The organism is Mycobacterium aquaticum (assembly GCF_002086485.1).
Taxonomy (GTDB): Bacteria; Actinomycetota; Actinomycetes; order Mycobacteriales; family Mycobacteriaceae; genus Mycobacterium; species Mycobacterium aquaticum.
This window is the reverse complement of record NZ_MVHF01000008.1, coordinates 97,562-110,364: the sequence shown is the minus strand read 5'-3', so window position 1 is coordinate 110,364 and position 12,803 is coordinate 97,562. Positions and strand designations below refer to the sequence as shown.

12 protein-coding genes are annotated in these 12,803 nt (G+C 65.1%); 9 read left to right on the top strand and 3 right to left on the bottom strand.

The features are described 5' to 3' along the window. Positions 1–203 precede the first annotated feature (203 nt). The 7 genes from BST13_RS11075 to BST13_RS11045 are packed head-to-tail and all read left to right on the top strand — an operon-like array spanning position 204 to position 5,962. Positions 204–752 carry a carboxymuconolactone decarboxylase family protein gene (locus BST13_RS11075; protein ID WP_083163897.1) on the top strand — a complete coding sequence of 183 codons (549 nt, stop codon included), beginning with the start codon at positions 204–206 and terminating at the stop codon, positions 750–752. 4 nt (positions 753–756) lie between these two features. After that, entirely contained in the window at positions 757–2,070 is a 1,314-nt protein-coding gene (locus BST13_RS11070) for an SRPBCC family protein (protein WP_083163636.1), read from the top strand. Continuing rightward, complete coding sequence (locus tag BST13_RS11065) at positions 2,063–2,407, top strand: hypothetical protein (protein ID WP_083163633.1); 345 nt, start codon at positions 2,063–2,065, stop codon at positions 2,405–2,407. Before BST13_RS11070 ends, BST13_RS11065 begins: the two co-directional genes overlap by 8 nt. A 3-nt stretch (positions 2,408–2,410) precedes the next feature. Further along, the gene (locus BST13_RS11060) at positions 2,411–3,640 is read left to right on the top strand and encodes a metal-dependent hydrolase family protein (protein WP_083163630.1); all 1,230 of its coding nucleotides are present in this window, start codon (positions 2,411–2,413) and stop codon (positions 3,638–3,640) included. Continuing rightward, positions 3,621–4,052 carry a nuclear transport factor 2 family protein gene (locus BST13_RS11055; RefSeq protein WP_083163628.1) on the top strand — a complete coding sequence of 144 codons (432 nt, stop codon included), beginning with the start codon at positions 3,621–3,623 and terminating at the stop codon, positions 4,050–4,052. Before BST13_RS11060 ends, BST13_RS11055 begins: the two co-directional genes overlap by 20 nt. Further along, positions 4,049–5,170 (top strand): acyl-CoA dehydrogenase family protein, encoded by a 1,122-nt coding sequence (locus BST13_RS11050; protein WP_083163625.1) that lies wholly within the window; start codon positions 4,049–4,051, stop codon positions 5,168–5,170. Before BST13_RS11055 ends, BST13_RS11050 begins: the two co-directional genes overlap by 4 nt. A 51-nt stretch (positions 5,171–5,221) precedes the next feature. Continuing rightward, a complete protein-coding gene (locus tag BST13_RS11045; protein WP_083163895.1) occupies positions 5,222–5,962 on the top strand; it encodes an acyl-CoA dehydrogenase family protein in 741 nt (246 codons plus the stop codon). Between the two features lie 18 nt (positions 5,963–5,980). Here the strand turns inward: BST13_RS11045 and BST13_RS11040 are convergent, their stop codons facing one another. Then, the gene (locus tag BST13_RS11040; RefSeq protein ID WP_083163622.1) at positions 5,981–7,468 is read right to left on the bottom strand and encodes an adenylate/guanylate cyclase domain-containing protein; all 1,488 of its coding nucleotides are present in this window, start codon (positions 7,466–7,468) and stop codon (positions 5,981–5,983) included. Between the two features lie 5 nt (positions 7,469–7,473). Continuing rightward, positions 7,474–8,256, bottom strand: a complete 783-nt coding sequence (locus BST13_RS11035) for an enoyl-CoA hydratase (RefSeq protein ID WP_083163620.1) — start codon at positions 8,254–8,256, stop codon at positions 7,474–7,476. A gap of 161 nt (positions 8,257–8,417) precedes the next feature. On the opposite strand from BST13_RS11035, the gene BST13_RS11030 reads away from it, so the two are divergent. Beyond that, on the top strand, positions 8,418–9,137 hold the full coding sequence (locus tag BST13_RS11030; protein WP_083163618.1) for a TetR/AcrR family transcriptional regulator: 720 nt from the start codon (positions 8,418–8,420) through the stop codon (positions 9,135–9,137). Between the two features lie 312 nt (positions 9,138–9,449). Then, positions 9,450–10,295 (top strand): mycofactocin-coupled SDR family oxidoreductase, encoded by an 846-nt coding sequence (locus BST13_RS11025; RefSeq protein ID WP_083163616.1) that lies wholly within the window; start codon positions 9,450–9,452, stop codon positions 10,293–10,295. Positions 10,296–10,371: 76 nt separating this feature from the next. Here BST13_RS11025 and BST13_RS11020 read toward each other — a convergent pair whose 3' ends face one another. Then, positions 10,372–12,801: a CaiB/BaiF CoA transferase family protein gene (locus BST13_RS11020; RefSeq protein WP_083163614.1), complete on the bottom strand. Its 2,430-nt coding sequence runs from the start codon at positions 12,799–12,801 to the stop codon at positions 10,372–10,374. Positions 12,802–12,803 lie beyond the last annotated feature (2 nt).

Here is a 12,803-nt window from a genome sequence, read left to right as displayed (position 1 = left end):
CCGACAACAGGTTCTCGATGGAAGAAAACTATCTTCTCCTCTACCGAGAATCAATGTCCTACGACGCTGACGAGCGGAATCGTCCCCGTCCGCAGGCAACTTGCGGCGCCCCCATTGACCGAGCAGGCAAAAGATGGAAACCTATTGGTCGCAAATGAGAATATGATTCTCATCAACGAGAGCCAGTGAGAGGAGACGCGAACGTGCGCCTGCCCCCATTGCCCGCCGACCAGTGGGACGACGAGGTGCTCCGGGCGCTGTCGGTCATGCTCCCCGAGGAGCGGCTCAATCCCCAGGGCGCAGGCGTCGCCCTGTCCACCCTGGCCCGCCACCCCCAGCTGACCAAGGCCTTCCTGCGGTTCAGCAATCACCTGCTGTTCCGTTCGACACTGAACCCCAGGCTGCGTGAGCTCGCGATCCTGCGGGTCGCCCACCGCAGGCACTGCGAATACGAATGGGCCCACCACGCCTTCATCGGCAAGGCCGAAGGGCTCACCGACGCTCAGATCGCCGCAGTCCAGCGGGGAGAAGCCGCCGACCTGTTCGACCAGATCGTGCTCAACGCCGTCGACGAGCTCGACGAGCATTCCCGCATCTCCGACGAAACCTGGGCCGCGCTCAGCGAACGGCTCGACGAGCGTCAGCGCATGGACCTGGTTTTCACGATCGGCGGCTACGGCCTGATGGCCATGGCTTACAACACCTTTGGCATCGAGCCGGAATCCGGCACCGAACCTGAAGAAAGAGGGTAGACAATTGGCACACTTCCCGAAGCCCGATGTCGGCAGCTGGACCGAGAACTGGCCCGAGCTGGGCACAGCACCGGTGGATTACACCGACTCCATCGACCCCGAACAGTGGAAGCTGGAGCAGCAGGCCATCTTCCGCAAGCTGTGGCTGCACGTCGGCCGGGTCGAGCGGCTACCCAAGAGCGGCAGTTACTTCACCCGTGAGATGCCCTCGGTCGGCGCAGGCACGTCGATCATCGTCAACAAGGACAAAGACGGCACCATCAGGGCCTTCTACAACATGTGCCGCCACCGCGGTAACAAGCTGGTCTGGAACGACTATCCCGGCGAGGAAGTATCGGGCAGCTGCCGGCAGTTCACCTGCAAGTACCACGCCTGGCGCTATGCCCTCAACGGGGATCTGACCTTCATCCAACAGGAGCAGGAGTTCTTCGACGTCGACAAGGCCGACTACCCGCTCAGGCCCGTGCGCTGCGAGGTGTGGGAAGGCTTCATCTTCGTCAACTTCGACGACGACGCCGAGCCGCTGCGCGACTACCTCGGTGACTTCGCAAAAGGCTTGGAGGGCTACCCCTTCCACGAGATGACCGAGGTGTACAGCTACCGCTCCGAGATCAAGGCCAACTGGAAGCTGTTCATCGACGCGTTCGTCGAGTTCTACCACGCGCCGATCCTGCACATGAAGCAGGCGACACCGGAAGAAGCCGCGAAATTGGCCAAGGTCGGCTTCGAGGCACTGCACTACGACATCAAAGATCAGCACTCGATGATCTCGTCCTGGGGCGGCATGAGCCCACCGAAGGATCTCAGCATGGTCAAGCCCATCGAGCGGATCCTGCACAGCGGTCTGTTCGGGCCGTGGGATCGCCCCGACATCGAGGGCATCCTGCCCGGCGAACTGCCGCCCGCCGTCAATCCGGCCCGCCAGAAGACCTGGGGTCAGGACTCATTCGAGTTCTTCCCCAATTTCACGCTGTTGCTGTGGGTTCCGGGCTGGTACCTCACCTACAACTACTGGCCCACCGGCGTCGACACCCACATCTTCGAGGCGAACCTCTACTTCGTCCCACCGAAGAACACCCGTCAGCGGCTGTCGCAGGAGCTGGCGGCGGTGACTTTCAAGGAGTACGCGCTACAGGACGCCAACACCCTGGAGGCCACGCAGACCCAGATCGGCACGCGGGCGGTCACCGAATTCCCGTTGTGCGACCAGGAGATCCTGCTGCGGCACCTGCACCACACCGCGCACAAGTACGTCGACGAGTACAAGCTGCAGCAGGCCGTCAAGGCCGCCACCAACGGGAAGGTTGCGCATGTCTGAGACCACCGAGGCCCTGCTGCCCGCCGAATTCGCCGATCTGGAGCGCTTTGCCGACTGGATCCTGCCGACGGAGCCGGAACGCTACGCCAAGCGGCTGGCTTCGACGATGGCCGAGATGCAGGAGCTCTACGACGTCGGCATGGCCCGCCTCGAAGAGGTCATGGTCTACCTCGACGCCCGGTTTCCGTTGCACGGCATGCCCGACGACGCCAAGCGGCTCATGCACTTGATGCAGTCGGTGGTGATGGTGAGCTTCCCCGTCGAGGTGTGGAAGCAGCCGCGCGTGCTCGACAGTGGCGCAGCCTGGATCGAGATCGTCCGGGAACCGGTGGTCTGAGTCGTGGCGACGCTCAAGGCGGCCGGTCTGCTCGACGTCGATGCCGGGGCGATCATCCGCCCCGGCATCGTCCGTGTCGAGGGCGACCGCATAGTCGGTGTCGGCGGCGAGATTCCGCAGGACTCCGAGGTGATCGATCTGGGCGAGTCGATCCTGTTGCCCGGCCTCATGGACATGGAAGTCAACCTGCTGATGGGCGGCCGCGGTGAGAATCCCGGCCTGTCCCAGGTGCAGGACGATCCCCCGACCCGGGTGCTACGAGCGGTCGGCAACGCCCGGCGTACGCTGCGAGCCGGGTTCACCACCGTCCGCAACCTGGGCTTGTTCGTCAAGACCGGCGGCTATCTGCTCGATGTCGCCCTGGGCAAAGCCATCGACGCCGGGTTGATCGACGGCCCGCGCATCGTGCCCGCCGGGCACGCCATCACGCCGACCGGTGGCCATCTCGATCCGACCATGTTCGCCGCGTTCATGCCGGGTGTGCTGGAGCTGACCATCGAAGAGGGCATCGCCAACGGCATCGACGAGATCCGCAAGGCGGTGCGCTATCAGATCAAGCACGGTGCGCAGCTGATCAAGGTGTGCTGTTCGGGTGGTGTCATGTCACTGACCGGTGAGGCCGGCGCACAACACTATTCGGACGAGGAGCTGCGGGCCATCGTCGACGAGGCCCATCGCCGCGGATTGCGCGTCGCCGCGCACACCCATGGCGCCGAGGCGGTCAAACACGCGGTGGCCTGTGGTATCGACTGCATCGAACACGGCTTCCTGATGGACGACGAAGCCATCCAGATGCTCGTCGACAACGACCGCTTCCTCGTCACCACCCGGCGGCTGGCTCAGGCCATGGACGTGTCCAAGGCACCGAAAGTACTGCAGGACAAGGCTGCCGAGATGTTCCCGAAGGCCCAGACATCGATCAAGGCCGCCTACGAGGCCGGCGTGAAGATCGCCGTCGGCACCGATGCCCCGGCGATCCCGCACGGCCGCAACGCCGACGAACTCGTCACCCTGGTGGAATGGGGCATGCCGTCGGCCGCGGTATTGCGGGCTGCCACCGTGGTCGCCGCGGAGCTGATCAACGCCGACGACCGCGGCCGACTCGCCGAAGGGCTCCTGGCCGACATCATCGCGGTACCCGGTGATCCCCTGGACGATATTCGCGTTACACAGGACGTGAATTTTGTAATGAAGGGAGGTAGGGTATTTCGCAATGAGTACGCCACGAACTGACGACCTCGTCGAGATCCAGCAGTTGCTCGCGCGCTACGCCGTCACCATCACCCAGGGTGACATCGACGGCCTCATCAGCGTGTTCACCCCGGATGGCAACTACAGCGCATTCGGCGAAACCTATGCGCTGGAACGCTTTCCGGTGCTCGTCGAGGCGGCCCCCAAGGGGCTGTTCATGACCGCGACGGCACTGGTGACCTTCGATCCCGACAATCCCGATGCGGCCAGCGGCACCCAGCCGCTGTGCTTCATCGAGCACTCCGCGCACGATATGCGCATCGGGTACTACAACGACACCTATGTGCGTACCGGCAACGGCTGGCGGCTCAAAACCCGTGCCATGACGTTCATCCGCCGCAACGGCGCGCATGACCACGGCAAACCACATGCGATCGGTCGGCCGTCAGCGTGACCGATCTCCACGAGCCCGCCACTTTCCGAACGGCGCTACAAGCGTGGCTGACCGAGAACGATCTGACGCCGCCCGAGGAGCGCACTCTGGCGGGCGACATGCGGCAGTTCTCCCGCGTACAGAAGGCACTCTACGACGCGCGGTGGAGCCGCTACGGTTGGCCCGAGCATGCGGGCGGGCTCGGCGGCCCGGCGATATTGCGGGCCATCGTCGGCGAAGAGGTGGTGGGGCGCCGTCTGGTCGAGCCCGGACCGTACTCGATGCTGGAAGTGTTGGCGCCGACGATGATCGACTATGCGCCCGCCGAATTGGCCGCCGAGATGGTCCCGAAGCTGCTCTCCGGCGAAGAGCAATGGTGCCAAGGGTTTTCCGAGCCGGGCTCGGGCAGCGACCTGGCGTCGTTGACCACCCGCGCGGTGATCGACGGCGACACGTGGGTCATCAATGGCCAGAAGGTGTGGACCAGCTTCGCGCAGTACTCACACCGCTGCATCCTGTTGACCCGCACCGGCGACGCGGACACTCCCGACCACCAAGCCATCACCGCCTTCTTCGTCGACACCGACACCCCGGGCATCACGGTGCGTCCCCTGCGCACCATGCACAACGTCGACGAGTTCTGTGAAGTGTACTTCGACGACGTGGTGGTCGACGCGGTCCGCATGCTCGGCAAGCCCGGCGACGGCTGGCAGCTGGCAATGGATCTGCTGCCCTATGAGCGGTCGACGTGTTTCTGGCAGCGCATCGCCTACCTGTACTCACGGTTCGACGCGCTCATCGGCGAGGCGAAAGGCCTTGGTGCTGTGGCTGACTCCGATCTGGGCTCGGCCTATTTGGCACTGCACACCCTGCGCTGCCGGTCGCGGGCCACCCAGCACCGACTGGCGGACGGTCACAAACTCGGACCGGACACCTCCATCGACAAGGTGCTGCTGGCAAGCGCCGAGCAACAGCTCTACGACACCGCACGCGATCTGATGCCCGGAGTCATCGAACTCGAAGACGACGACTGGCGCACGGAGTTTCTCTACTCGCGGGCGGCCACCATCTACGGGGGCACGGCCGAAGTGCAGCGCAACATCATCGCGCGCCGACTGCTTGGCCTCGGGAAGGACTGACAGGTGGATCAAGAGTCTCTCGACCTGCTCGAGGACGCGCTGCGCAAGACCATGCTGTCGGTCTCGGGGGCCGAACTGGACGCCGCGCTGGCCGAGCTCGGCTGGGCCGACATGCTGTCCGACATGCCCGACGTCGCGATACCGCTGGTGTTTCGTCTGCTCGGTGAAACCGGTTCGCACGCCTCGGTTCTCAACGATGTGATGCTGGAGACCATAGGAGGGTTGCCGGGCGGGACCCCGCCGATGCCGTACGCCGGCGGCAGTTGGGTGGTGTGGGAACGTCAGCCCAACGACTGTCCGACTCTGGGCGGACTACCCCTGCGACCCGTTCCCGACGGCGAACTGATGCGGATGGGCGAAGCCCGCCGCGCGGTGGGCTGGTGGCTCGTCGGCTCGGCACGCGCAATGCTGGCCCTGGCCCGTCAGCACGCGCTGGACCGCGTGCAGTTCGGCAAGCCGATCGCGGCCTTCCAGGCGGTCCGGCATCGGTTGACCGAGACACTCGTGGCCATCGAAGGCGCCGAGGCGACGCTGATCCTGCCCGGCACCGACAACCCCGATCTGACAGCCATGCTCGCCAAGGCGGCTGCAGGCAAGGCCGCGCTGACCGCTGCCAAACACTGCCAACAGGTCTTGGGCGGCATAGGCTTCACCGCCGAGCACGATCTACACCGACATGTGAAACGCGCCCTGGTACTTGACGGATTGCTCGGCAGCTCAAGGGAACTCACCCGCAAGGCGGGAGCAGGCCTGCGGGCCCGCGGTTCGGCTCCACGTTTGGCGCACCTGTAACTTTCCCGGCACCGCGACCTACAGAAGCTCTGGAACCGGTTCGGCGAACACGGTGGCGGTGCTGCGGCCACGCAGCACCGTGGATCCCCGCACTGCCCAGTGCCTGCCTTCGCCGGTGTCGGCGCGGGCCAACGCGGACCCCGAACACAGCACGGCGGAGTCCCAATCCTTGGCGTGGTCGGCGAGCCGTGCCGCCTCGTTGACGGCATCACCGATCACGGTGTACTCATAACGGTTCTCGGCACCGATGTTGCCTGCGAAAACCGAACCGCAGGACACTCCGACACCGAATTCGACGTCGGGCAGTGCATTCAGACCGGGCACGAGGGCCCGCGCGGCCTCAAGGGCCGAGGTGGCCGGATTGTCCAGTGGCAGTGGGGCACCGAACACTGCGAGCACAGCGTCGCCCTCGAACTTGTTGATCAGGCCGTGATGTCGTTCCACCGTGTCGACGACGATCTTGAAGAAGCCGTTGAGCAGCTCGGCCACCTCCTGCGGCGGGCGGGATGCGCCCAGCGCAGTGGAGCCCACCAGGTCGACATAGAGCACGGCCACTTCGCGGACGTCGCCGCCGACTGCGCCGCCCTGCTGCAGTGCGTGCCGCGCCACGTCGACGCCGACATAGCGACCGAACAACTCGCGCAACCGGTTTCGCTCGGCCAATCCAGCGACCATCCGGTTGAAGCCGTACTGCAACCTGCCGATCTCCGACGGCTCGTACACCTTGACCGAGACGCCCGACCACCCGCGCTCGACTGCTTTCATCGCGAGCACCACATCATGCACCGGATCGGCGATCGACCGCGCCACCAACACCATCGACCGCAGTCCGAAGATCAACGAGATTCCGGCGAGTACCAGTACGGCGGCTTCCACCGGGGCGGTCTTCTGCACGAACCAGCCGTTGGAGCGGGCCAGCACGATCAGCGCGATACCCACGGTCGGCAGGCCGCTGAACAGCGTCCAGATGGTCAGCAGCCGGCCCTGGATACCCGGCATCGTCACACTCGTCGCCGACGCTCCGGTGAGCGAGGCAGCGACGATCGGCCGCAACATCCGTTGCGTCACCAGAAATCCCATGCAGGCTGCCGCCACGCCGCCGAACAGGATGGCGCCGCCCATCACGTAGGCCACCCCGCCACCGGCGCCGAGATTCACCACGGTGTAAACCGCTGCACTCACGGCCCAGGTGCCGAACTGGATGACGGCCTGCCGCGGGCCGATACGCATCGCGGCCTGCCGCTGCGCGGGAGTCGGCGGGACCCCGGCGGCGAACCAGCTGAAGGTGGGATAGACGTTGAAGTAGCCGACGACGGTATCGATGATGCCGGCACCGACCATCAGGGCGATCAGCGCGACCAGGTTGGCGTGGGTCAGCAATTGACGCGCATCGCCGACGGTGTTGCGACTCAGCGCCAGCACCACGAGCGTGACGGCCGCGGCGGCGGTGATCTGTGCGTAGGTCAGCCCAGCGGCATACCGCACGCTGAGCCGCATGGCGCCCATACCGGTTACTTGATGTTGGCCTTCATATCGTCGAGGTTCACCAACACCGGCCATCCACCGACACTCAGCGCGTTGCCGTGGCCGGTCTGGTGCACGTCGAACACAGATTGGATCGCGGCGTAGAAGCCCTGGACATCGAGCGTCTGGTTGACTGCGCGCTTGGCCTGCCGCAGCGCGAACGACGGCATCGCGGCGATCTGGGCGGCCAGTTCGCGGGTCTGGGCGTCGAGTTCGTCGCGTGGCACCACCCGGTTCACCATGCCCGTGCGTTCGGCTTCCTCGGCGGTCAGCGCCCGGCCGGTGAACAGGATCTCCTTGGCCTTGCGGGCACCGAGTTCCCAGGTGTGCCCGTGGTATTCGACGCCTCCGATGCCCATCAACACGACAGGATCGGAGAACAGCGCGTCGTCGGAGGCGAGGATCAAGTCACACGGCCAGCACAGCAACAGGCCGCCGGATATGCACCGTCCCTGCACCGCGGCGATCGACGGCTTGGGCACATTGCGCCAGCGCAACGTGTATTCCAGGTAGCGGCGCGATTCATGTTCGATGATGAATTCGAGGGTGATCTTGTCCGGCACCGGACCGCCACCGCGCAGGTCATGCCCCGCGGAGAAGTGTTTTCCGTTGGCCCGTAACACGATCACCTTGACCGCGGGATCCTCCGCGGCCTTGGTCCAGGTGGCATCGAGCTCGTCGAGCAATTCGGGATTCTGCGCGTTGGCAGCCTCGGGCCGGTTGAGAGTTATGGTGCCGATGGAATCGGCGACGTCGTAATCGATGTACACGGCACTCCTCGACGATTGCGGCCAAGAACGGCGGGCACCGGATGAGCCGCGACATCCTTCTTCCCGAAGCACTTCTATAATTCCCTCGATGAGAATACTATTCTCACGGCACGAAAGTTACAATCTCCGACACGTTGGCCGCGAGGGGGTCTGGCACCACAATGGCAAGGCGTTCTCCGGTACAGTCAATTCATGTTCTCCCGACTCGACACCCATCTCAGCCGCCGGTGACCACCGCCGGCGATGAACCCGCCTGGAAGCAACGGGCGGTCGAGCGGTCGATCAAAACCGCCAAGCTGCGAGCAGCGCAGCGCGTTCAGCGCTTCCTCGATGCCGCGCAGGCGATCATCATCGAAAAGGGCAGCACCGACTTCACGGTGCAAGAGGTCGTCGACCGCTCGCGTCAGTCGCTGCGAAGCTTCTACCTGCAGTTTGACGGCAAGCACGAACTGCTGCTGGCACTATTCGAGGACGCGCTGAGCCGCTCGGCCGACCAGATTCGCGCCGCCACGGCCAGTCACGGCGATCCGCTGGAACGGCTCAAGGTAGCCATCCAGCTGCTGTTCGAATCATCTCGACCCGACCCGGCCGCCAAGCGGCCGTTGTTCACCGATTTCGCACCGCGTCTGCTGGTATCGCACCCGTCTGAGGTGAAGGTTGCCCACGCACCGCTGTTGACTCTGCTCACCGAACTCATGGAAGAGGCCGCTGAGGCGGGGTTGTTGCGCAAGGGCATCAATCCTCGCCGGATGGCAGCGATGACCATGCAGACGGTGATGTTCGTCGCGCAGTCGAGTGGAGGTGCCGACGAGGCCGCACCCCACCCGATCACCGCCGATGAGGTATGGGATTTCTGCGCCCACGGCTTCGCCGCCGAATAGCGAGAACTACGTTCTCGTTGCGCCTCCGCACCACCCTTTGGGACTGACGACGCACGTGGTCCAATCCGGTTCGCCATTGATGCCCATGCTCGCGAACTCGCAGACCCCTGCAGGGATGACTCCCTGCGCCGCGAGCCGCTGAAGCGGGTCTTCTCGCCGCGCCGAGAACGAAATTCTTCCAAGCGAAGAGTAGAAATTATCAATTATGAGTCCGTCGTTGACACCATCCGCGCACGGTGACAGAGTGCTGAGCAGGTGCACAGAAATTCGCCGAAGACGCATGATTCCCCACGATCAGAACTGAGGTACACAATGACCGGACGGGTGGAAGGCAAGGTCGCTTTCGTCACCGGCGCGGCTCGTGGTCAGGGCCGCAGCCACGCGGTGCGGTTGGCCCAGGAGGGCGCCGACATCATCGCGATCGATATCTGCGGGCCGATCCGCCCCGGCGCCCAAACCGCCATCCCGGCCTCCACGTCCGATGATCTGGCCGAAACCGCCAATCTGGTCAAAGGTCTCAACCGCCGCATCGTCACCGCCGAGGTCGATATCCGCGATGCCGCCGCAGTGAAGGCCGCCGTCGACAGCGGTGTCGAACAGCTCGGCCGGCTCGACATCATCGTTGCCAACGCCGGCATCGGCAATGGTGGCGACACGCTGGACCAGACCAGCGAATTGGACTGGGACGAGATGATCGACATCAACCTCTCGGGAGCCTGGAAGTCGGTCAAAGCCGGTGTCCCCCACCTCATCGCCGGCGGGCGTGGCGGCTCGATCGTCCTGACCAGCTCGGTCGGCGGGCTCAAGGCCTACCCGCAGTGCGGTAACTACGTGGCCGCCAAGCACGGTGTGGTCGGGCTCATGCGCGGTTTCGCAGTCGAGTTGGGACAGCACAACATTCGGGTCAACACCGTGCACCCAACCCATGTCGCCACACCCATGCTGCACAACGAGGGCACCTTCAAGATGTTCCGGCCGGATCTGGAGAACCCGGGCCCCGACGACATGGCGCCGATCTGCCAGCTGTTCCACACGCTGCCCATCCCGTGGGTCGAACCCGTCGACATCAGCAACGCAGTGCTGTTCCTGGCCTCCGACGAGGCGCGCTACATCACCGGCGTGACCCTGCCCGTCGACGCGGGTAGCTGCCTGAAGTAGCTCACCTTCCCTGCGCGAGCAGACGTGAAGGTCCGCGAAATGCGGTGTGTCGCGGACTTTTACGTCTGCTCGCGGGTTAGCGCACAGCTTTTCGCTGACGACGACCGACCCCGGGCGCGGTGCCGATGACACCCGCTTCGGCCAGTTCGGCGATCTCGGCGTCGGTCAGCCCCAGGGCCGCCAGGATTTCGTGGTTGTGCTCACCGAGCAGCGGCGCGGGTTCGCGGTGGAAGACCATCGGACCGCTGCCAAGGTTGACCGGAAGGGTGCTGTGCGGCGCCGGCATGTTCACCGGGTGGCCCACCTGCTCGAAGAACCTCCGGTGCCGCAGCTGCGGCAGTTCGGCCTGCCGGTGCGGCTGCATCACCTTGGCCACCGGAATCCCGGCACTCCAGAAGGCTTCGACGACCTCGGCGCCGGTGCGGGTTGCACACCAGGCGCCAAGGTGCTCGTCGATGAGATCGTGTGCGGCACGGCGGCCCGCGGCAATCATCAACTCGGTGGCCATCGCCCAGTCGGGCCGGCCCAATGCGTCCCGCAGCGCTTCCCACTGCGCATCGGATTGCACCGCCACAGCCACCCAACTGTCATCGCGGCCGAATTCGTCCACCTCAGCGGTGCGATACAGGTTCTGCGGCGCGGCTGTCGGACCGCGATTGCCGTCGCGCTGCAGCAGCGTTCCGTAAGCCGAATACTCGATGACCTGCTCGGCAGCGATGTTGAGCGCTGCGTCGGCCATCGCGGCCTCCACCAACACGCCCTGACCGGTTCTGCGTCGGTGTTCCAGTGCCAGCAACAGTGCGTTGAGCGCGTGCACACCGGCGTTGGGGTCCCCCACAGAGTACGGCTCGTAGGGCGTGCGGTCGGGAAACCCCGTGAGCCAACTCAATCCGGTGGCATCTTCGATGATGTAGGCGAACGCCGGGTTGTCCCGCCACGGCCCGTCCAAGCCGAATCCCGGCATCCGGACCATGATGATGTCGTCACGCAGTGCTCGTACGGCCTCGAAATCCAAACCGATCTGGTCGATGACGCGTGGGGTGAAGTTCTCCACGACCACGTCGCAGGTCGCGATGAGACGGCGCAAGATGTCGCGGCCCTCGTCGGTCTGGAAATCCAGCGTCAGGCACTTCTTGTTGGTGTTGAGTGCGCTGAAGATCGGCGAACGTTCCCACCACTGTTCGACGGTTGCGGGGATCCCGGCAATGAGCCTGGTCCCGTCCGGGCGCGCGGTGGATTCCAGGTGGATCACCTCGGCGCCGAGCATGCCGAGCGCGTGTGTGCACGACGGGCCTGCCCAGAAAGTCGTCATGTCGAGCACACGCAGCCCGGCCAGCGGCAGCCGATTGTCGTCGGGATCCCCGGGAGGCACTTGGCGCGCCGTCGACACGGCAGCACTGTAGGCCTCGGTGTGCTCTCCCAGCCGCGGTGCCGGCGCGGGTGGTCGCAACGGGCAATCGGTGAGCCGGTAGGGCGGTGTGGGCTGGATGAATCCGTCACGCGGATTGGTCGTGAACGAACCGCGGGCGACGAAATGGTCCATGGTGACCACGTTTTCGCCGTTGCCCACCGGTGAGGTAGGGATCCGGAACGCCGCGGCGAGCTCGCGGAGATCATCCGCAGGTTGTTCACCGATCCAGCGGTACAGCTCCTCGGCATGCAGATTTGCCTGCTCGGTGATGGTCAGCTCGGTGGTCTCGTCGATCCATTCGTCGTGACCCGACATCGCGCACAGATCCCACCACTGCTGTGCGGTGCCGCAGCCGAGGGCGACCAACCCGTCGGCGGCCTCGGCCACACCCGGTACGGTCGGCCGCCGTTCGGTGCGCCACGGGTGGCCCAGCATCTCGAAATAGGTCACGGGATAGTAGGTGAGACCGAGGATCTGGACTTCGAGCATGGACAGGTCGATGAGCTCGCCGTGCCCGTCGCGCAAGGCGCGGACCCGCAATGCCAGCGTCATCGCCGCGGCGTAGGCACCGGCGAGCCAGTCCCCCACTTGGCCGCCGATGGTGACCGGCGCCCGGTCCTGTGAGCCGCGTCCGATGCCGATCGCTCCGCCGGACCAGGCCTGCAGGGTGAACTCGGTGGCCGGCCCGTCACACCACGGACCGTCCAACCCGAACGCGGTGATGGTGGTAACGATCAAGTGGCGATACCGGCGGTGCAGATCCTCGGGTGCGACGCGTTGCGCCACTGGTGATTCCGGGGACCATACGACCGCGTCGGCGGAGGCAAGCAGCCGGTCGAGCAGCTCGAGATCGGCATCCTGTTCGGGATCGATCACCACGCTGCGCTTGCCGCCGGCGAGGAAGCCGAACAGCGCGCCGTCGGCGTCCGGCGGGATCGATGCCCCCGATGCCGACCAACGGCGCAGCGGATCGCCCTGCGGTGCTTCGACTTTGACGATGTCGGCGCCGCCGTCGGCCAGGATTTTCGTGCAGTACCCACCGGCGATCCCCGAGGACAGATCGATGACGGTGTACCCGGACAGTGGTGCAGTCATAG

What these genes read in the sequence shown, in the direction of transcription:
- BST13_RS11045 (WP_083163895.1), top strand. Translation starts at nt 5,222, where the DNA reads ATGCTGTCGGTCTCGGGGGCCGAACTGGACGCCGCGCTGGCCGAGCTC.
- BST13_RS11065 (WP_083163633.1), top strand. Translation starts at nt 2,063, where the DNA reads ATGTCTGAGACCACCGAGGCCCTGCTGCCCGCCGAATTCGCCGATCTG.
- BST13_RS11040 (WP_083163622.1), bottom strand. Translation starts at nt 7,468, where the DNA reads ATGGGCGCCATGCGGCTCAGCGTGCGGTATGCCGCTGGGCTGACCTAC.
- BST13_RS11030 (WP_083163618.1), top strand. Translation starts at nt 8,418, where the DNA reads ATGGCAAGGCGTTCTCCGGTACAGTCAATTCATGTTCTCCCGACTCGA.
- BST13_RS11055 (WP_083163628.1), top strand. Translation starts at nt 3,621, where the DNA reads ATGAGTACGCCACGAACTGACGACCTCGTCGAGATCCAGCAGTTGCTC.
- BST13_RS11020 (WP_083163614.1), bottom strand. Translation starts at nt 12,801, where the DNA reads ATGACTGCACCACTGTCCGGGTACACCGTCATCGATCTGTCCTCGGGG.
- BST13_RS11025 (WP_083163616.1), top strand. Translation starts at nt 9,450, where the DNA reads ATGACCGGACGGGTGGAAGGCAAGGTCGCTTTCGTCACCGGCGCGGCT.